At 68.0% G+C, this 17,697-nt stretch carries 15 protein-coding genes and 7 pseudogenes; 15 read left to right on the forward strand and 7 right to left on the reverse strand.

Annotated features, from left to right (window positions below):
- The first annotated feature begins 146 nt into the window (after window positions 1-146).
- Both ACIBVQ_RS25480 and ACIBVQ_RS25485 read left to right on the forward strand, forming a co-directional pair.
- Window positions 147-1,004, forward strand: a complete 858-nt coding sequence (locus tag ACIBVQ_RS25480) for a LysM peptidoglycan-binding domain-containing protein (RefSeq protein WP_399180438.1) — start codon at window positions 147-149, stop codon at window positions 1,002-1,004.
- Between the two features lie 28 nt (window positions 1,005-1,032).
- Window positions 1,033-1,788, forward strand: a complete 756-nt coding sequence (locus tag ACIBVQ_RS25485; protein WP_399180440.1) for a hypothetical protein — start codon at window positions 1,033-1,035, stop codon at window positions 1,786-1,788.
- Window positions 1,789-1,973: 185 nt separating this feature from the next.
- Here ACIBVQ_RS25485 and ACIBVQ_RS25490 read toward each other — a convergent pair whose 3' ends face one another.
- Complete coding sequence (locus ACIBVQ_RS25490; RefSeq protein WP_399180442.1) at window positions 1,974-2,390, reverse strand: DUF6223 family protein; 417 nt, start codon at window positions 2,388-2,390, stop codon at window positions 1,974-1,976.
- Window positions 2,391-2,590: 200 nt separating this feature from the next.
- Between ACIBVQ_RS25490 and ACIBVQ_RS25495 the strand changes: the two genes are divergently transcribed.
- Window positions 2,591-3,808 carry a sensor histidine kinase gene (locus tag ACIBVQ_RS25495; protein WP_386191488.1) on the forward strand — a complete coding sequence of 406 codons (1,218 nt, stop codon included), beginning with the start codon at window positions 2,591-2,593 and terminating at the stop codon, window positions 3,806-3,808.
- Window positions 3,805-4,503 (forward strand): response regulator transcription factor, encoded by a 699-nt coding sequence (locus ACIBVQ_RS25500; protein WP_362915413.1) that lies wholly within the window; start codon window positions 3,805-3,807, stop codon window positions 4,501-4,503. The genes ACIBVQ_RS25495 and ACIBVQ_RS25500 overlap by 4 nt, the downstream gene beginning before the upstream one ends.
- 840 nt (window positions 4,504-5,343) lie before the next feature.
- On the opposite strand, the gene ACIBVQ_RS25505 is transcribed toward ACIBVQ_RS25500, so the two are convergent.
- Together ACIBVQ_RS25505 and ACIBVQ_RS25510 are read right to left on the reverse strand one after the other, a co-directional pair.
- On the reverse strand, window positions 5,344-6,414 hold the full coding sequence (locus ACIBVQ_RS25505; protein WP_399180445.1) for a beta-propeller fold lactonase family protein: 1,071 nt from the start codon (window positions 6,412-6,414) through the stop codon (window positions 5,344-5,346).
- 184 nt (window positions 6,415-6,598) lie between these two features.
- Complete coding sequence (locus ACIBVQ_RS25510) at window positions 6,599-7,504, reverse strand: hypothetical protein (RefSeq protein ID WP_399180447.1); 906 nt, start codon at window positions 7,502-7,504, stop codon at window positions 6,599-6,601.
- 483 nt (window positions 7,505-7,987) lie between these two features.
- Here ACIBVQ_RS25510 and ACIBVQ_RS25515 point away from each other — a divergent pair, with 483 nt between their 5' ends.
- From ACIBVQ_RS25515 to ACIBVQ_RS25530, 4 genes and pseudogenes are all read left to right on the forward strand, one after another.
- The gene (locus ACIBVQ_RS25515) at window positions 7,988-8,680 is read left to right on the forward strand and encodes a helix-turn-helix domain-containing protein (protein WP_352016566.1); all 693 of its coding nucleotides are present in this window, start codon (window positions 7,988-7,990) and stop codon (window positions 8,678-8,680) included.
- 126 nt (window positions 8,681-8,806) lie between these two features.
- The gene (locus ACIBVQ_RS25520; protein WP_399180449.1) at window positions 8,807-9,304 is read left to right on the forward strand and encodes an HIT family protein; all 498 of its coding nucleotides are present in this window, start codon (window positions 8,807-8,809) and stop codon (window positions 9,302-9,304) included.
- A 105-nt stretch (window positions 9,305-9,409) separates the two neighbouring features.
- On the forward strand, window positions 9,410-10,528 hold the full coding sequence (gene chrA, locus ACIBVQ_RS25525) for a chromate efflux transporter (RefSeq protein ID WP_399180451.1): 1,119 nt from the start codon (window positions 9,410-9,412) through the stop codon (window positions 10,526-10,528).
- 30 nt (window positions 10,529-10,558) lie between these two features.
- Window positions 10,559-10,705 (forward strand): annotated as a pseudogene (locus tag ACIBVQ_RS25530) (IS3 family transposase); the annotation flags it as partial.
- A gap of 12 nt (window positions 10,706-10,717) precedes the next feature.
- On the opposite strand, the pseudogene ACIBVQ_RS25535 reads toward ACIBVQ_RS25530, so the two are convergent.
- A pseudogene (locus ACIBVQ_RS25535) lies at window positions 10,718-10,873 on the reverse strand (transposase); the annotation flags it as partial.
- Between the two features lie 58 nt (window positions 10,874-10,931).
- Window positions 10,932-11,426, reverse strand: a pseudogene (locus ACIBVQ_RS25540) (transposase); the annotation flags it as partial.
- Window positions 11,427-11,922: 496 nt separating this feature from the next.
- On the opposite strand from ACIBVQ_RS25540, the gene ACIBVQ_RS25545 reads away from it, so the two are divergent.
- Both ACIBVQ_RS25545 and ACIBVQ_RS25550 read left to right on the forward strand, forming a co-directional pair.
- Entirely contained in the window at window positions 11,923-12,606 is a 684-nt protein-coding gene (locus ACIBVQ_RS25545) for a hypothetical protein (RefSeq protein ID WP_399180453.1), read from the forward strand.
- A 38-nt stretch (window positions 12,607-12,644) separates the two neighbouring features.
- A pseudogene (locus ACIBVQ_RS25550) lies at window positions 12,645-12,789 on the forward strand (IS1380 family transposase); the annotation flags it as partial.
- 123 nt (window positions 12,790-12,912) lie between these two features.
- On the opposite strand, the pseudogene ACIBVQ_RS25555 reads toward ACIBVQ_RS25550, so the two are convergent.
- Window positions 12,913-14,103, reverse strand: a pseudogene (locus ACIBVQ_RS25555) (IS256 family transposase).
- A gap of 424 nt (window positions 14,104-14,527) precedes the next feature.
- Between ACIBVQ_RS25555 and ACIBVQ_RS25560 the strand changes: the two are divergent.
- A complete protein-coding gene (locus tag ACIBVQ_RS25560; protein ID WP_399180455.1) occupies window positions 14,528-15,127 on the forward strand; it encodes a DUF2637 domain-containing protein in 600 nt (199 codons plus the stop codon).
- A gap of 149 nt (window positions 15,128-15,276) precedes the next feature.
- Here the strand turns inward: ACIBVQ_RS25560 and ACIBVQ_RS25565 are convergent.
- Window positions 15,277-15,360 (reverse strand): annotated as a pseudogene (locus ACIBVQ_RS25565) (hypothetical protein); the annotation flags it as partial.
- A 189-nt stretch (window positions 15,361-15,549) separates the two neighbouring features.
- Here ACIBVQ_RS25565 and ACIBVQ_RS25570 point away from each other — a divergent pair.
- The 4 genes and pseudogenes from ACIBVQ_RS25570 to ACIBVQ_RS25585 form a co-directional block, all read left to right on the forward strand.
- Window positions 15,550-16,131: pseudogene (locus ACIBVQ_RS25570) on the forward strand (AI-2E family transporter); the annotation flags it as partial.
- 91 nt (window positions 16,132-16,222) lie between these two features.
- A complete protein-coding gene (locus ACIBVQ_RS25575) occupies window positions 16,223-16,828 on the forward strand; it encodes a TetR family transcriptional regulator (RefSeq protein ID WP_399180711.1) in 606 nt (201 codons plus the stop codon).
- A gap of 4 nt (window positions 16,829-16,832) precedes the next feature.
- A complete protein-coding gene (locus ACIBVQ_RS25580) occupies window positions 16,833-17,288 on the forward strand; it encodes a class I SAM-dependent methyltransferase (RefSeq protein ID WP_399180457.1) in 456 nt (151 codons plus the stop codon).
- Window positions 17,285-17,653: a hypothetical protein gene (locus ACIBVQ_RS25585; RefSeq protein WP_399180459.1), complete on the forward strand. Its 369-nt coding sequence runs from the start codon at window positions 17,285-17,287 to the stop codon at window positions 17,651-17,653. Before ACIBVQ_RS25580 ends, ACIBVQ_RS25585 begins: the two co-directional genes overlap by 4 nt.
- Window positions 17,654-17,697: the final 44 nt, after the last annotated feature.

A 17,697-nucleotide genomic window follows, 5' to 3' on the forward strand; every position in this document is an offset into this window, starting at 1 on the left:
GACGGTGGTCGTCCACGCTGTTCAGCCCTCCCAGATCCTGGGCCCTGCCGGAGTGCGGTCCTTCCGGGTGTCAGGCCGGGCGACGGCGGTGGCGCAACGCGGTGTGACGGGGAGGCTGAGGTGAACGACCTGCTGAGGATCTCCGCATGCTCGCGGTGACCAGCCTGCTTCTGATGATCGGAGCCGGTGTTCCCGCGATGCTGGTGCGGTTCGCAGGCTGGCCGTTCCCGGAGCGGGTTCCTTCGTGGGGCGACATCGAGAACACGCTTGTGAGCCCGATCCCGGAAGAGGTGCTGCTGAAGGTTCTCGCCTGCCCGTTGTGGTTGCTCTGGGCGGCGTTCACGGTCTCGTTGCTGGCCGAAACCGTCGCCGCCATCCGCGGCGTGCAGATCCACGTCCCCATGCTCGGGCCGATGCAGGCATCGGCAGCGGGGCTGATCGGTTCGCTGGTCATCGTGGTTCTGCCGATCGACGCCCGCTCGCTGTTCGCTCCGGTGGAGCTGTCCGCGACTCCGGTGGCCGCTGTCGTGCACGAGCCCTCCCGGGCGGATCTCACGCCTGAGATCGTCGACCGGGTGCATGTGGTCAGGAGCGGCGACACGCTGTGGAAGATCGCGGCTCGCAAGCTGGGGAGCCCGCAGCGATGGGGACGGATCTGGAAGCTCAACGCCCACAAGGTGCAGGCTGACGGGCAGGTTTTCACCGATCCCGACCTCATCAATCCCGGCTGGCGGTTGCGTATGCCGTCATCGCGAACGGCTGCCCATAAGGCGCCACCCGCGCCACAGCCATCGAGGCCGTACACCCCGATACGTCCGCAAGCATCCAAGTCATCCATCGCACCACCATCACCGGCTGTCTCGTCGAGGCCTTCCCCACCGTGGAGGTGCCGTCCGGTGGTGTGGTCTCCATGGCGTTCGCGGCCGGACTCAGCACCGCCTACGCCGCCTCTCGGTTTCATCGCCGACGCCGTCGTGTTCCACCATCGGCCTCCGCTGAGATAACCATCGAGCGGAACCCGAACCTCCTCCGGTGGTCAAGGCCATGCGCAATGCTCACCTGCGAACGTACGCGGACAGGCGGGAGGAGCCGCCGTCTGACGCCGACCTCATGCGGGAGTCGTTCTCCATCGATGTCCCAGGTGAACTGGTCGTCGGTCACCGTAAGGACCGGACCGGTGTCGACATCCAGGCCGCAGGACTGAGCCTCGGTCTGACCGGTCCGAGAGCCGACGACGCGATCCGCGTGATCGTCCTGGATCTGCTGCGCCAGGCTGACCGTTTCCGGGTTGAGGTCATTCTGAGCGCCCCTGACGGGCAGCGCCTGTTCGCCGTCTCCGCGGAGGAGTTGAAGGCCGTACCGGGCCTGATCGTCACCGGAACTTCGGATGCCGCCGTTGACCGTCGGCTACGTGGACACCGGGCGTCGCGATGCCCCCTTCGTCAAGGCACACGGCCGGACGTACCGCATCGACTTCAACCTGGTGAGCGTCGACCTGTGGGACTTTCGGAACGCGATCAGCGCAGCCCGTACCGCCGGCGACAAGGCGGCACGAGTCATCGCTCTCAGCTCTGTCGCGGGGTGCTCGCCGAAGGGCTCACCTGCGAATGGATCGACGAGAGACGCAGCCCTCAGACGCGGATCCAGGCCGACGTGCTCAACCACTCGCCGAACTCCAGGAACGGGACGATCCGGAAGCCGCTCTCGACGTCCTCGAACGGATCATCGTCCTCAACCCGGACCCGGAGGAGACCTGGCGGCGCATCATCCGCCTCCAACTCCGCCTGAACCGCCGCGACCAGGCACGAAACACGGCGGCTCTCCTACGGGGGCGCCTGCAGGAGTTGGGAGTGAGGCCTACTCGCGAGACGGAGAGGCTGTTCTCGGAGCTGTGATCGTTCCGATACGACACGTCCGGGGTCGAGCACGAACCAGGAGGTGCCGTTGAAGAACGACACGGGCACTGGCCCGGGTCAGGCTGTGTGACGGGAGCGTGCCAGAGCCAGCCCACCGAGGACCACGGCGATCAGCCCGATCGCCAGATCCACGAAGCCCCCGACTATTCCGTAGCCGGTGCCGGGACCACCTTCGGCGGCGGCCACGACCAGCCCGCCGATGACCATGCAGGCCAGCCCTGCCACCAGGGCCACGATGGCCCTCTTTCTCCCGGTGTCGGCACCGATACGACCGGCGGAGCGGGCCAGAGCCAGCCCGCCGATGACTACGCCGGGCAGTCCCAGCAGAGCGGCCACCACAGTCCAGAGACGCCCGGAGGTCAAGGTGTAAGCACCGACGGGCTGGACTAGGACGTGCGCGGCTGCCGGTGTGGCGAGTCCCACGATTCCGATTAGGGCGGCTGCGGCGGTGGTTAGCGAGTGACGGATGGACATGAGGATCCTTTCTGTCGGTAGCGTGTTCAGCGCTCGCGGAATCGATCATCGTGCCGTCGAGGCGGTCGCGGCCTCCGACAGCGGACGGCAGTGTCTACGCAGTTCTGCGTAGACACCTCGTGCCTGGCTACATCCGTCGTCGTATGCGGGCGCGCATCTGGGCGGAGTGGTCTCATGTGCGGGAACCGTAGGATCGCGGGATGAAACACCGCGTGGTGTCGTTGCGTCTGCCTGCGCTGGTGCAGGAGGTGTTGCTCGCGCTCTTCATCACCGTGACGCAGGTTCAGGGCACGATCGTCCGAAACGCCGGCGAGGTGGTGCAGCGACCCCTTACCGACCTCGGAAACCTGGGATATGTCCTGCTGGTCGTGAGTGGCGTGGCCGTCGCCGCCCGCCGCCGATGGCCGTTGCCGGTGTTCGTCACCACCGCCCTCGCCAGCTTGGTGTACTACGGCCTTGACTTCCCGGACGGACCTGGCTGGCTCGGGCTCTACGTCGCCCTGTACACCTTGGCAGCCTATGGGGACGGGCGCCGGTCGCTGGTGATCGCCGGTGTCGGTACTTCGGTGCTCGCCATCGCCTGGCTGGTCGCCGCGGCTGACATCGAGCCACGCGCCGCCATCGGCTGGGTGTGGTTCCGGATCGGCGCGTCGGTCATGAGCGCGGCCCTTGGCGAGTCCGTCCGGTCCCGACAGGTCATCGCGGCCGAAGCCAAGGAGCGCGCTGAACTGGCCGAACGGACTCGCGAGGAGGAAGCGCGGGCGCGTGTGGACGCCGAACGGCTCCGGATCGCGCGCGAGGTCCACGACACCGTCGCCCACGCCATAGCGATCATCAACGTCCAGTCCGGTGTCACCGCGCACGTACTCGACAAGCGGCCGGAAGTGGCGCGCGAGGCGCTGCGAACCATCGAGCAGACCAGTTCCCGGGCGCTGCGGGAGATGCGGGCCATTCTCGGGGTGCTCCGTGACGACGACGGTGACGGTGACGGGCGGGCGCCGTACCCCGGGCTGGGGCAGATCGACGAACTGGCCGCCAAGGCACGTGAGGCCGGACTCGACATCACGCTTGAGGAGACCTTGCCCTCGGTGCCGTTGCCCAGCGCGGTGGGAGGTGCCGCCTACCGAATCCTTCAGGAATCGATCACCAACGTGATCCGCCACGTCGGTCCGACTCGGGTGACCGTAGCGCTGAGCCCCGGGATCGACGCCTTGGAGATCCGCGTGACGGATGAAGGCCGCCGTGCCGCCCGGCATCCGAGCGGCACGGGCGACTCGGCCGAACCCGGCCGCGGGATCGTCGGCATGCGCGAGCGCTGTCAACTGCTGGGCGGAGAACTCGACGCCGGGCCCCTTCCAGGCGGCGGGTTCGAAGTCAAGGCCCGACTGCCCCTCACACCGACCGGGTCACGCCTATGAACACAGCGGCCGTCTCACCGTTGACCAACGCTCCGATCAAGGTGTTGCTCGCCGACGACGAGGGTCTCGTGCGATCCGGGTTCAGGGTTCTGCTCGACCTTGAGGACGACATCACCGTGGTGGGAGAAGCCACCAACGGTCACGAAGCCGTCGAGCGGGCCCGCGCCATCCGCCCCGACGTCGTGCTGATGGACATCCGCATGCCCAAGGTGGACGGGATCCAGGCCACCGCCCAGATCGCAGGGACGCACGGGTTGGAGCAGGTCCGGGTCCTCATCCTCACCACCTATGACACCGACGCTTATGTCTTCGACGCCTTGCAGGCCGGTGCCAGCGGCTTCCTGCTCAAAGACGCCGGACCTGCCGAACTCCTGCATGCCATCCGGGTGATCGCCGCCGGAGACGCGCTGCTCGCACCACGGATCACCCGACGCCTTATCGGCCAGTTCACCGCGCGACGAACGGCTGTCCGTGCCGCGGAGGACCGGCTCGCAGTGCTGACCGAGCGCGAGCGCCAAGTGCTTGCCCTGGTGGGGGAGGGCCTGAGCAACCATGAGATCGGTGCCGAGTTGTTTCTCAGTCCGGCCACCGCGCGCACCCATGTCAGTCGCGCGATGGCGAAACTGGGTGCGCGCGACCGTGCGCAACTGGTCGTCATCGCTTACCAAACAGGGCTGGTCAGCCCTGCGGTGTAGGGCACGGCCGCGCCGCGCTCGTACAGCGACCGAGCGTAGATGATCACGTCGTTGTCGAACGCCGGGGACGCCCGCCGTCGCGGCCGCGCTCGCGGTCGGCGGATGAGAGAACGTGGCGTCTGACCGGTATTTCTGCGAGATCGAACGCTAAGGGTTGTTATCGCAGATAGTGAATGATTGCCTGGGGTGACGTCGATCCCGTCCTGGGATTTAACGGGGCGATTCTCGTTGCTTGTCTGCGATAGCCCGTGGGAGGGCACCGGGGGGTCGCTCCACCGCCTGTAATCGCCGTCGGCCGCTCTGGCGCTGGAAGCGGCGGGTGCGTTTCTCACTCAGGTCGCCAACGCCAACGCTGCCCGCGTCTACAGCATCGCCTTGCGCGCCCTGGTCGCCGAACGCTTCGAGACCGCCATGCCCAACGTGCGGGCGGACCGTGGGCACTGCAGCGGTTGCGCCACTCCGCTCTTACCCACGCCGCCGAAGACGGCGCCAACACCTCCACTCTGCTGGTCTACTCCGGTCACACCTCGGTCGCCTTGCCGGCCCGCTACGCTCGCGTGTCCCCGAGGCGATGGCCCGTTGGCAGGCCAACCGGGGCCTGGCGACGCGACGCCGGTAACACCCACGACGCCGAAACCCCAATTCCGGGGCAGGGCCATGGCTCCTGTTCGGCACGCCGATCACTCGATCTTCATGCGGTGCCTGGCCGGTGGGGGAACCGGACGTCCGCCGCGCCCGGCCATGAAGTCGTGGGGCCGGGTACGGCGGGTACGTCCCTGGAGGGGCTGGGTTACGGTCCCCGTGCATCGTCAGATGGAGTGCCCCTTCTGCGGGATGGGGTCACCGGGCGAGGGTGAGTACCGAGACGCTGTGGGAGCCGGTGTTGGTGACGTAGAGGAAGGTGCCGCCGGGGCCGGAGGCGGTCCAGCGGGGGTCGTCGCCGACGGCGACCTCGCCCAGGACGGTGTTGGTGCGGGTGTCGAAGGTGAAGACGCTGTCGGAGCCGGAGTTGGCGGCGTAGGCGATGCGGTTGCCGGTGTGCAGGGCCAAGCCGCGCGGGTTGGCGCCGACGGTGATGGTCGCGGTGACGGCGTTGGTGCGGGCGTCGATGACCGAGACGGTGCCGCCGATGGTGTTGCTGACGTAGACGGTGCGGCCGTTCGGGGTGACCAGGACGCCGCGGGGCTCGTCGCCGACGGTGATGGTGGCGGTGACGGTGCGGGTGGCGGTGTCGACGACTGAGACGGTGTCGGAGTCGGAGTTGGCGACGTAGGCGGTGCGGCCGTCGGGGGTGAAGGCGATGCCTCTGGGGGAGCGACCGACGGTGATGGTGGCGGTGACGGTGTGGGTGGCGGTGTCGATGACGGTGACCGCTCCGGAGCCGGTGCTGCTGACGTAGGCGAAGCGGCCGTCGGGGGCGATCGCCACCCAGCGGGGGGCGTCGCCGACGGGGATGGTCTTGATGACCTTGCGGTGTGCGGTGTCGATGACGGACACCTCGTCGGAGTCGCGGTTGGCGATGTAGGCGAAGGCGCCGTGGCGGACGAAGCCGACGCCGTAGGGGAAGGCACCGACGTCGATGGTGTCGATCACGGTGCGGCGGCGCACGTCGATGACCGAGACGGTGTTGGATCCGGCGTTGGCGACATACGCCTGGCGCCAGCCGGGGGTGAAGGCGACCGCGCGGGGGTTGAGGCCGACGTCAATGGTGGCCAGCACCACGGGGCGTCCTGGGCCGGGGTGGGTTTCGACGTGGCCGTTGGCCGTCACGCCGGACAGCGGGCCCGCTGGTGTGGTCGCGGTGACCGCCGCGGCCGGTGTGCCGACGGTGATCAGGGCGGCGCAGGCCAAGAGGGGCGGCAGGAGGCGGCGGGCGATGTTCTGGCGGGGACCGAGACGGTCAGGTGACATGGGTGAGGTGACCTTTCGTGAGGAGGGAAGGCTGCGGGGCCGGTCATAGAGGACGCAGTGGCCGGCCCGGCGGCTCGCCGTACCAGGAGGTGAAGCGCGCATGTCTGGGGTGGCGAAATCGGCACCGACGGTTCGGTGATCGGTGCGGCGGGTGGGCGGGACGAGGAGCGGTCAGGGGAGCGGGTCAGGCGGGGGCGCCGGGCTCCGCCGTAGTCGGCGGGGACAGCGGTTCGGTGCGGGTGCGGGTGCGCGCCAGGGCGTAGGCGGCGGCGCTGACATACAGCGTGATCGGCAGCACGTAGTCGCCGTCGCGTTCGACGAACTGGAACCACTCCTGGCCGACCAGCGGACGCAGCAGTTCGGTGCCGAGTTTCCAGACCAGGACGAACAACAGCAGCGACCGCCACGGCTTTACCAGGATCGCCAGGCCGAGCAGGATTTCGAAGGCGCCGACCAGCACCATCAGGTTGGCCGAGTCCACGGCTGTCTTGCCGAGGCCGAAGAAGGCGAAGAAGTCATACCAGTAGCGTTTGTGCTCGAAGGCGCCGAAGCCGCCGTGGCCGATCAGCAGCAGGGCCAGGCCGCCGCGCATGGCCCAGTGGATGGCGATGAGGGTGCGGTCGGAGATGGCGGCGGGCTCATCCACGCGCTGCAGCCAGCGGCGCAGTGACCAGCCGCCCCAGCCGGCCATGATCAGCAGTGCGAGTGGCATGCCGTAGTTGCCGCCGCGTTCGAGGAACTCCCACCAGCCTTCGCCGACGGTGGGGCGTAGCAGGGCGGTGAAGATGCCCCACACGGTGGTGTGCAGCAGCAGGATGCGGGCGGGCCAGAACAGGATGAGCAGCCCGATGGTGATGTCGATGGCGCCGGTGACGTACATCAGGTAGTTCAGGGCGACGTCGGAGGAGATGCCGAACAGGTCGTAGTAGGGCAGCCAGGCCCGTGAGCGGCTCAGGCCCGCCCAGCCGTGCCCGATGAACTCGATGCCTACCCCGATGCGCAGCAGCCAGTAGAGCTTGGTGGTGACCGAGGCCTCGGCGATGGTTTCGCGCAGGGATTTTCGGCCTGGAGAGAAGAGGGTTTGGCTCATCACGGACGCCCCAATCTTGGACGGTGGGGGTGATATCCGAAAAATAGTCTTAAGAGATGAGCAGGGAAAGAGGGAAATTGCGCATATTTTTGCGGAAGCGTGCCACGTCTTTCGAATCAAGGCGCGCAAAATTCGCCTCTGAGCTGCAGCTTCCGTCGGCGCGTCAATATGACGCCGGGCGGGGCCGATCGCGCGACAAATCGCCTGTACCGATGGCTTCGCGGTGCGGCAAAAGGCGGGGATTCTATTTTTGGTCCCATTTTTTGCGAGTAGGGGAAATAAGAAATCCTTTCCGGCGTCATGTCGCTGGAGTGCATGGGGTTGCCGGTGGCCGTCGACGACCGGGTGTCCATGCCGTGAACGCCTTGGGGCGCGGGTCCGACGGCCCCCTGAGGGTGTCGGCGAACGGGGTGCGGGGGGTGCGGGGCGTGGTGATCAGGTGCGGCGTTGACTCATGAAAACACCTCAGCCACCATTGACTCAATGGACATTGAAGGAAGGGTGTCGCCCGAGCGCCTCGCCCTGCACCAGGCCCTGGCCGACCCGGCCAGGCTGGCGATCATCGACGCCCTGGCCGTCGGCGACCTGTCGCCTGGAGAGCTGGGCCACGCCCTGGACCTGCCGTCCAACCTGCTGTCCCACCACCTGCGTGTACTGACCCAGGTGGGCCTCATCACCCGCGGCCGCTCCCACGCCGACCGCCGCCGCGTCTACATCCGGCTGATCCCCTCAGCCCTTGAGGCCCTGAACCAACGCCGGGTCGTCACCGCGCCGCGGGTGGTGTTCGTGTGCACCCGCAACGCCGCCCGCTCCCCCCTGGCCGCCGCGCTCTGGACATCCCGCAGCGCCGTCCCGGTCACCTCCGCCGGCACCCAACCCGGTCCCCGTCTCAACCCCCGCGCCATCGACACCGCCCGCCGTCACGGGCTGAGCCTGGAGCGGCACGGCACCGCCGACGTCCGCGACGTGCTCACCCCCCACGACCTGGTCGTCGCCGTCTGCGACAACGCCTACGAACACCTCGCCCCGGGCCTGCGGCAGGTGCACTGGTCGATCCCCGACCCCGGCCCCGTCGACACCGACGAGATCTTCGAGGACGTCCTGGCCCTGCTCGCCGAGCGCGTCGACCGGCTGGCCACCCTGACCGGGCCCACGACGGCGCCCGGCCCGCCGTGAGCGGCGCCCGCCAGATGATCGGCGCTGATCGCCGCAGAACCGGCCCGCCGCACCGGTCCCGCTGTGCACCTTGCCCCGCGTTTCCCCTCATGCTCGGCGAGCATCGACCCGTCTCCAGGAGGAGCCATGACCGGTGAGCGCGAATGCCCCTACTGCCACCTGCAGGAGGGCGGCCAGGACCCGATCGGCGGATGGGTTCACAGCGACGAGCACTGGCTGGTCGGGCAGGGGCCCGCCGAGACCACCATGCCCGGCGCCCTGAAGATCATCTCACGGCGGCACTTCATCGACTTCGCCGAGATGACGCCGGACGAGTCGGCCTCCTTCGGCGCTCTGCTCACCCGGCTGGACACCGCGCTGCGCGCCACGACCGACGCCGAACGCGTCCACCTGGTCTCCACCCGCGACCGCGTTCAGCACTTCCACGCCTGGCTGTATCCGCGCCCGGCCTCGCACGCGCTGCGTGGCACCGCCTTCCTCAACGCCCCGCAGCACAGCGATCCCGCCGACGCCGCCGAGACCGCCCGAGCCGTCCGCGATCATCTGGACCACACGATCACGGCCCCACCTCACCGGCCCCCTGACCCGACAGCGAACACCGATAACCGATATCGGCCCGTGTAAGAAAGACACCGGTTTCCCGTGAGCCCGCAACCACCCAGCCCGAACGGCACCTCGAACGACCCAGACGACCCCGACCGCGAAGCAGCCCGGCGCCGCCTGAGGGAGGTGACGCTGGTGTTCCTCAAACTGGGCACGATCGCCTTCGGCGGCCCGGCCGCGCACACCGCGATGATGCGCGACGAGCTGGTGCGCCGTCGCGGCTGGGTCAGCGACCAGCGGTTCGTCGACCTGATGGGCGCCACCAATCTCATCCCCGGCCCCAACTCCACCGAACTGGCCATCCACCTGGGCTACGACCGGGCCCGCTGGCGCGGCCTGCTCGCCGCAGGCGTGTGCTTCATCCTCCCTGCCGCGCTCATGGTCACCGCATTGGCCTGGGCGTATGTCACCTACGGCCACACCCCCGCCATCCAGGGCATCCTGTACGGCATTGTCCCGGTGGTGATCGCGATCATCGCGCACGCCCTGTTCAGCCTGATCCGCACCGTCGTCAAGAACATCTGGCTCGGCGCGCTGGCGGTCGCCGCCCTGGCCGCCTACCTGCTGGGCGTCAACGAACTGCTGATCCTGGCCACCGGCGCCCTGTCGGCTGCGGCCGTCCGGCTGGTCCGCCAGCTACGCCGCGATTCCCCCCAAGGGATGCTGGCCCTGCCGCTGCTCGGCCTCGGCGGCTCCCCGGTCTTTCCCGATCCAACCGGTGGGCAGCTGGCGCAGTTGTTCCTCACCATGCTGAAGATCGGCTCAGTGCTGTACGGCAGCGGGTACGTGCTGTTGGCCTTCCTGCGCGGCGACTTCGTCGACCGGCTTGGCTGGATCACCAACCAGCAGCTCATCGACGCCGTCTCCATCGGCCAGGTCACCCCTGGCCCGGTCTTCACCACCGCCACCTTCATCGGCTACCTGGTGGCCGGGCCCATCGGCGCGTTCCTCGCCACCGTGGCGATCTTCCTGCCCTCCTTCCTCTTCGTCGGCCTGCTGACCCGGCTCACCGACTGGCTGCGCTCACGGGCCTGGACCGCCGCCCTGCTGGACGGCCTCAACACCGCCGCGCTCGCCCTGATGGCCGGAGTGTCGTATGAGCTCGGCCGGACCGCGATCGTCGACGGGTTGACTGCGGCCATCGCTCTGGCCACGCTGGTGCTGCTGTGGAAGACCCGGCTCAACAACGCCTGGTACATCGCGGCAGGTGCCCTGATCGGCTTTGCCCACACCCTGCTCAGCTGAGAGCCTCGACCGGAGCCAGGTCCCCTTCATCACACCTCCTTCCGGTTCACCACCCATCTGCTGGCGGCCGGGATCGATGCCTCCGTCGGTACCGTCGGAGATGCGCTCGACAACGCCCTGATGGAGGCACAGATCGGCTTGTACAAGACCAAGCTGATCAAGCCTCAAGGGCCTTGGCGAAGCCTGGCCGACCAGCACCTGAAGCAGCAGCCCGAGCGTGTCCACGACGATGTGCCGCTTGCGGCCGTTGATCTTCTTGCCGCCGTCGTAGCCGCGCGTCGCGGACCGGACCGAGGCGGCGGCCTTGACCGACTGCGCATCGATGTTGCCCGCGGTCGGCTCCACCGCCCGGCCCTCGGCGATGCGGCGCCGTGCGCAGCCGGTCGTGGAACTCGCCGGCCAGGCCTTGGTCGCGCCAGCGGCGGAAGAACGCGCAGACGCAGGTCCAGGCCGGGAAATCGGCTGGCATCGCCCGCCACTTGATCCCGTTGCCGACTGGGAAGCGCACCGCGTCGACCATCTCCCGGTGGCAGTACGCCTCCGGCTGCCCGCCCCGCCCTTCCAACCAGGCGGGCACCGGCAGCGCCGCCCGCACGACCCGCCACTCGGCGTCGGTCATGTCCGACGGGTACACGCGTGCCCGGACCGGCCGGTCGTCCGCGTTCCCGTACATGTGCGCGAGGCAGTCACACTCACGGTGGAACGGACCGGACTCGCCCGCCGCGACCGCGTACAACCGTGGCAACAGGGCCTCCTGGACCTCCCGTTCGGCTTCGACAACCACTGAGATTCCAAGGGGGCCTGCTCGCATGCGCGGACAGCACAGAAATCGCCCTGCCAGGAAACCAAGTCCTGTAACCCGACGCCGAGGTCGGCACGACAACGGCTTCTCAGGCATCCGTCGATCAGGTCGCTGCGGTACTGGATTTCGCGGAGTCCCGCCGAAGGTGACGGACGAACTGATCGGTGTCGGTAAATGCGGTGTTGGCCTGCGAGCTGCGCCGGAGCAGCGACCTCTCCAGCACCGCGAACAGGTCCGCGCGCAGTTTGGGCCTGGCCCCGGTCCGCGACGCCGCCAGTTTCACAGTCCCGTCGCCAGCCGTCATCGCGCATGTACCACGCCTGTGGTCGCACCTCATCGGACCGGGAGCCTACGTCCTGCGTCTGACAACGCCGCGACAGGTCTGGACCTCGGGATCGACGCCTTCGGCAGCAGGGCTCGGACGGATCGTGACCTGCGACGGGCGACGCTCGGATGAAGGAACTCGGAGAAGTGACCTTCACTCGGATCGCCCGTCAGCATGTTGTCGTAGCTGTGAGGGAGGATCACGGCAGCTATCGAACGCTGCGGCGGCGACCACCCGCCGATGACCCCACTGCCGAAAGGGAGAGGCATGTTTCTCGAATCGCCCACCGCAAACTGGGATGCCGTGCCGGTTGAGGAGGCGCTGGAGCAGTACGACATGGCCGAAGCGAGCAACCGCACCAGCTGGGATGTCGACGACTATTTCGGTGAGGAACCCGAGCATTTCTACGTCCACCGCGGTGACCTGACGATCGACGGTGCGCTGGCGTTGGGCAACACGCCCTGTGAGGACGAGGACACGGTCTACGTCATCGATGGCGATCTGACCGTCAGCGGTCCCATCACCTTTTGCAACGCGGATGTCTACACCTCGCTCTACGTCACCGGCTCGGTCGTGGCACAGGATCTGGTGTGCCTCTGGGACAGTTGCCTGTTCGTCGGCCGGTCTTTGACCGTCCGGAACCTTCTCGCGACTTCGCTGTACGACCCGGCTGCCCTCGTCGTCAAAGGGCCGGTGTCTGCGCATACCTGGCTTGAGATGGGCGGCCGGGGCTGTATCTACTTCGCCGACAAACCAACGACCGACACCTGTGTTCGCGGGCACCTGGACGAGTACGCCGAGGGAGCCAATGCCGCTGTCTACCTCGGCGGGGAAGGCAAGGTCGCCAGCGTGGCGGAGGCGATCCTGCCTGAGTTCCTCGAAGAGGACGGAATCTGCGACAGCCTGAAGATCCTGAAGGCGGTGCTTGAGGGCAGGCCCGTCCTGCGGTAGGCACCCGCCCAGGCGCGCTGTTGTGCCGGTTCGGGGTTCCCGCGAGCGCGTGGACCCCGACCGTCGAAGCCGACGGCACCGTCGGCGAGGACGGGTGGGACGGGGCTGGTCGTGCGGAAGGAACGCCCGCACCCCGGCGCCCGATTGTGGGCCACCGACGTGGACGTAAACCGCGTTCGCTGCGAACACCCCTGGGCTCACCAGCGGAAACGCAGGAACTACATTCGGTAAGAGAACGGCTTTTAAGGGGTCACGTCCAGCGAAGTGGTGTATGAGCTGACCTTCGCGTGATCCTGTTTCTGCAGGTTAAGCGGTAAGTGTCTGCGGTAGTGGGTTGTGAGCCGGTGTGTCGCCGGCAAGGGCGCGCATTCGGCATTCGGCCAGGATGTCGAGTCCCATGGAGCGGCGGGCCTCGGTCCACTCATCGGTCTGCTCGGCCAAAACCGCACCGACGAGCCGGACGATCGCGGCCCGGTCCGGGAAGATGCCGACCACGTCGGTGCGGCGGCGGATCTCCTTGTTCAACCGCTCCTGCGGATTGTTGGACCAGATCTGCCGCCAGGTCTCCTTCGGGAAGGCGGCGAAGGCCGGCAGGTCTTCGCGGGCGGCTTCCAGGTGCTCGCACGCGGCCGGAAACTTCGCCTCCAGCGCGTCGATCACCCAGGCATGCTGAGCGCGTACCTGCTCGGCGGCAGGCTGGTCGAAGACGGTGCGCACCAGGGTGGCCACCCACGGCTGCGCCGACTTCGGGACGGTGGTCAGCAGACTGCGCAGGTAGTGGGTGCGGCATCTCTGCCAGGACGCGCCCGCCAAGGTCGCGCCGATCGCCTCGACCAGGCCAGGATGGGCGTCGGAGACGACCAGCTGCACCCCGCCCAGGCCGCGGGCCACCAAGCCCCGTAGGAACGTCAGCCAGCCGGCGCCGTTCTCGGCCGAGGTGACCTCCAGCCCGAGGGGTTGCCGCCTGCGTTCACGGCGGTGGCGACCAGGACGCGCACGTTGACGATCCGGCCGCCTTCGCGGACCTTCTGGGTCAGGGCGTCCAGCCACACGAACGCGTACGGCCCGCCGTCCAAGGCGCGGGTGCGGAAGGCCTCCACCTGGGTGTCGAGCACCTTGGCCATCTGGGAGACCTGGCTTTTGGAGATGGTTTTGATGCCGAGTTGCTCGACGAGTTTGTCGACCCTGCGGGTGGAGACGCCCAGCAGGTAGCTGGTGGCCACCACGCTGATCAGGGCCTGCTCGGCCCCCCGCCGGCGCTCCAGCAGCCACTCGGGGAAGGTAGGAGCCCGAGCGAAGCTTTTGGGAATGGCGAGCTTCACGGTGCCGGCGCGGGTGTCCCAGCCGCGGGAGCGGTAGCCGTTGCGGCGGTTGGTGCGCTCCTCGGTCCGCTCGCCGTATCCGGCGCCGCACAGGCTGTCGGCCTCGGCCGACATCAACGCTTCGGCCATGGCCTCCCGCCATGGGCCGCAACAGATCCGGATCGCCGGTCTCGATCTACTCCGCCAGCCAGGAATCGGGAGCCACACTGTTGTCTGCGGCCATCGCCTGGTTCTCCTTCGAACTTGATCTTCGCTACTCGAAGGATCACGTGATGGCCGTCACCATTTCCCGGCGCCACTCTTGTGACCAGGTCAAACTCGTACGCCACCTCCGTGGACGCAACCTTGGGTGATGCTGTCCGGGTGCTGAACGAAGCCGACCCCGAGCGGAAGGCCAGGATCTACGCCGCTTTGGGGATGCGGTTGACCTATCGCCCCGGAAAGCGAAAAGTCTGGTCAGTGCGAGCACTGACCAGGACGATATCGGCCAAGGGCTTGTGTCCGAGGGGGACACCCTCGATACGTACATGCCGTTCGCGGCGTCCACCACTCTCATTCTCCCTGGTCGGGAAGGCTGAGCCATGGTCGGACCACACGACATGCGAGCGGTGCGTCGGATCCAGCGGACGACCATCGCCTGCGTCGCCCTTCTGGCGGTCATCGCGGCCGTGGTCTCGTTCCGTCACATGCACGAACTGTGCCTGCGTCACGGTGAGGACCGCCTGGCCGCCGTGCTCATCCCGCTGACCGTCGACGGCATCATCGTGGTCGCCTCGATGTCCATTCTCCTGGCCAACCGGTACGGCTCCCGCGGTGGCGCCCTGGCCTGGGCCCTGCTCGTGGTCGGCAGTCTGGCCAGTCTGGGCGCCGACATCGCCGTGGCCGAACCCGGTCTGATCGGCCGCGTCATCGCCGCCTGGCCAAGCGTCGCACTGATCGGCAGCTACGAACTGCTCATGTCCCAGATCCGCCGGGTCTCCTGGAACCCGGACGGCAACCCTCTGAGCCTCAGCAGGACGGGGATCAGGAACCGGAAGACGAGCGTTCCCGAGAAGGTGTGGTGGTCTTGCATCGTGAGGCGTGGCGGTGGGCGAGGGAGAACCGTCAGCCAGATGGGACGCTCCCTTCGGGAAGGGCGATCGCCGAACGCTTCGAGCGCAGTCCCCGCTGGGGCCGCTGGATCAAACGAGCGGGCCTGACCGGAAACCTGGAGTGAGTGGTCTTGACCGGACGGGTGGCGACACCGCTCCGGCCGCCAACGTCGATAGACACCTGAAGTCTCGACGGGGCCGTGGGCGGGGCGGTTGGCTAACAGTCCTCCACACCAGCCATCTGAGATGATGCGGCGGACGGTAGCCGCGGAGATCCCGAACCGTGGGGCGAGTCGGCGCATGGTGAGATCGGTGCGGTGGCGGACGACTACCAGGAGCACCCGCTCGGCCAGGGCCGCCCGCCGCCGGGGCCGTTTCCGCCTCGTTCTCGCACTATCCGCAACAGCCGGTCAAAGCCGTCTCCACGCCTCCTGAAGAGGACTGAGACAGCCAGCGCGACCGCCACGGAAAAGCAGCCGTTCGGCAAGCGGGGACGGCCGTTCGATCGGAGGTCGCCGTTCTATGCGGGCATGACGGCCGCGGCGGGGGTGGCCGTCACCTACGGGGTGATCCTGCTGCTGGGGGCGGCCAAGGATGTGCTGGTTCTCCTCGGGTTGGGGTCGTTCGTCGCGATCGGGTTCGACCCGGCCGCCGACTGGTTGGTACGGCGGGGCCTGCCTCGCTGGGCGAGCGTGTTGGTCATCGTCGTCGTCGCGACGCTGGCGCTGTTCAGGGGGTTCCTCGCGCCGGCCATTCCGGTGATCGTCAGCCAGGTGGGGCAGTTCATCCACGAGGTGTCCGTCCATCTCCGGGAGGCCACGAGACAGAACACGTTCATCGGGCGGCTCAACGCCCGGTTCGATCTGGCGCACGTCATTCAGGATCTGGGTACGGGGAAGAACGAGTTCTCTCTGGTCGGCGGACTTCTGGGGGCGGGCAAGATGGCGGTGGGCGCGGCCGCCTCGACGGTGATCGTGCTTGTGCTGACCGTCTACTTCCTCGCCGACCTGTCCCGCATCAAGGGCCCCGCCTGCCGCTGCGTACCCAACTCCCGGCGCCCCGCGATCCTCATCGGCGAGGACGTTCTGAACAAGGTCAGCATGTTCGTCTTCGGCGACCTTGTCACCTCCGTGGTCGCCGATGTCCCCTACGCACTGATCCTGTCCCTGTTCGCCATCATCGGACCTGACCGCCCAGGCCAAGATCCGCAACGCGGCCATCGCGCACTTCGCCCGGGACGGCTTCCAGAAGACCAACCTGCGCGCCATCGCGACCACCGCCGGAGTGAGCCCCGGCCTGGTCATCCACCACTTCGGCAGCAAGGAAAAGCTCCGGAGCGTCTGCGACGACCATGTCCTGCGCATCTTGGTCCAGCGGGCCGACAACGCCCGCCCGAGCGGCATGCAGGACCTCTTTCGCGAATACCTCTCCAACCCGGAGGAATACCGCCTCCAGGTGCGGTACATGCTGCGCGCGATCGAGGAGGACACACCCGCCGCGGCCACGTTCGTCGACACGCTGGTGGAGGAGTCCGAGGAGATCCTGCGGGCCGGTATCGCCGACGGCTCGATGCGACCGTCCTCCGACGTGCGGGCGCTGGCGGTGCTGAGCGTGCTCAACAGCGTGGCCACGCTGACCATGCCGCCGCCCCCGGCCCGGGCGCTGGGCTACGAGCGGTTCGGCCCCGACGTGCTGCGTCGTCTCGCGCTGCCCACGCTGGAGCTCTACACCCACGGGCTGTTCACCGACGACACCGCGCTGAAGGCCACCCGGGCCGCGCTGGACGAGTCACCACAGAAAAGGGACTGACACGATGGCCATCGCCCTCCCCGACCTCACCCCGCTGGAGAACACGCTCTGGCTCACCCTGGCGGGCAAGGCGCTCGACTACCAGGCCAAACACCCGATCCTGCACGACAAGACGGCCGACGACATCGTCAGGAGGCTCGACTACGACGCCGGGCGGTTCAAGCTCTCCGCCAGTCCCGTCGTGGGCATCGCGCACCGCTCCCTGGTCATGGACAACATCGTGCGGCGGTTCATCGCCAAGAATCCCGACGCCGTCGGACTCGACCTGGGCGCCGGACTCGACACCCGCGTCTACCGCGTCGACCCGCCCGCCACCGTCGAGTGGTACGACGTCGACCTGCCCGGCGTGGCCAAGGCCAGACGACTGCTGCTCCCGAGCGCCCCCACACCCACACCATCGGCTCCGACCTCAACGACCCCCGATGGATCAGCGATGTTCCGGCCGACCGCCCCGCCGTGATCGTCGCCGACGGCCTGATCGGGTTCCTGTCGAAGGAGGAGCTGGCCACCCTCCTCGACCGCCTCATCCGTCACTTTCCCACAGGCGAGATCTGTTTCAACGGCTACACGAGGTTCCACGTGTGGGCGGCCAGGAAGTACGCCGGCACCCAGTCCGTCGTCCCCTTCCTGAAGTCTCCCGGCTTCGACACCCCGCAGGACATCGAGCGCCTGGAGCCTCGCATGAAGCTGGTACGCGAGATCTTCCTGGGTCGTGAGCCCGAGGTCGCCGACTATCCGTGGACGACCCGCCTGGCCAGCGCCCTGACCGCCTGGAGCACCTCCGTCTCGCGCAAGGGCACCGCCGTCCAGCACTACCGCTTCTAGAGCGGTCCTGTACGGAGCGGAGACCAGAGGGTAGGTCCGGCGCT

The organism is Streptosporangium sp. NPDC049376 (assembly GCF_044466505.1).
Taxonomy (GTDB): Bacteria; Actinomycetota; Actinomycetes; order Streptosporangiales; family Streptosporangiaceae; genus Streptosporangium.

What these genes read in the sequence shown, in the direction of transcription:
- ACIBVQ_RS25480 (WP_399180438.1), top strand. Translation starts at nt 147, where the DNA reads ATGCTCGCGGTGACCAGCCTGCTTCTGATGATCGGAGCCGGTGTTCCC.
- ACIBVQ_RS25490 (WP_399180442.1), bottom strand. Translation starts at nt 2,390, where the DNA reads ATGTCCATCCGTCACTCGCTAACCACCGCCGCAGCCGCCCTAATCGGA.
- ACIBVQ_RS25495 (WP_386191488.1), top strand. Translation starts at nt 2,591, where the DNA reads ATGAAACACCGCGTGGTGTCGTTGCGTCTGCCTGCGCTGGTGCAGGAG.
- ACIBVQ_RS25500 (WP_362915413.1), top strand. Translation starts at nt 3,805, where the DNA reads ATGAACACAGCGGCCGTCTCACCGTTGACCAACGCTCCGATCAAGGTG.
- ACIBVQ_RS25505 (WP_399180445.1), bottom strand. Translation starts at nt 6,414, where the DNA reads ATGTCACCTGACCGTCTCGGTCCCCGCCAGAACATCGCCCGCCGCCTC.
- ACIBVQ_RS25510 (WP_399180447.1), bottom strand. Translation starts at nt 7,504, where the DNA reads ATGAGCCAAACCCTCTTCTCTCCAGGCCGAAAATCCCTGCGCGAAACC.
- ACIBVQ_RS25515 (WP_352016566.1), top strand. Translation starts at nt 7,988, where the DNA reads ATGGACATTGAAGGAAGGGTGTCGCCCGAGCGCCTCGCCCTGCACCAG.
- ACIBVQ_RS25520 (WP_399180449.1), top strand. Translation starts at nt 8,807, where the DNA reads ATGACCGGTGAGCGCGAATGCCCCTACTGCCACCTGCAGGAGGGCGGC.
- ACIBVQ_RS25545 (WP_399180453.1), top strand. Translation starts at nt 11,923, where the DNA reads ATGTTTCTCGAATCGCCCACCGCAAACTGGGATGCCGTGCCGGTTGAG.
- ACIBVQ_RS25560 (WP_399180455.1), top strand. Translation starts at nt 14,528, where the DNA reads ATGCGAGCGGTGCGTCGGATCCAGCGGACGACCATCGCCTGCGTCGCC.
- ACIBVQ_RS25580 (WP_399180457.1), top strand. Translation starts at nt 16,833, where the DNA reads ATGGCCATCGCCCTCCCCGACCTCACCCCGCTGGAGAACACGCTCTGG.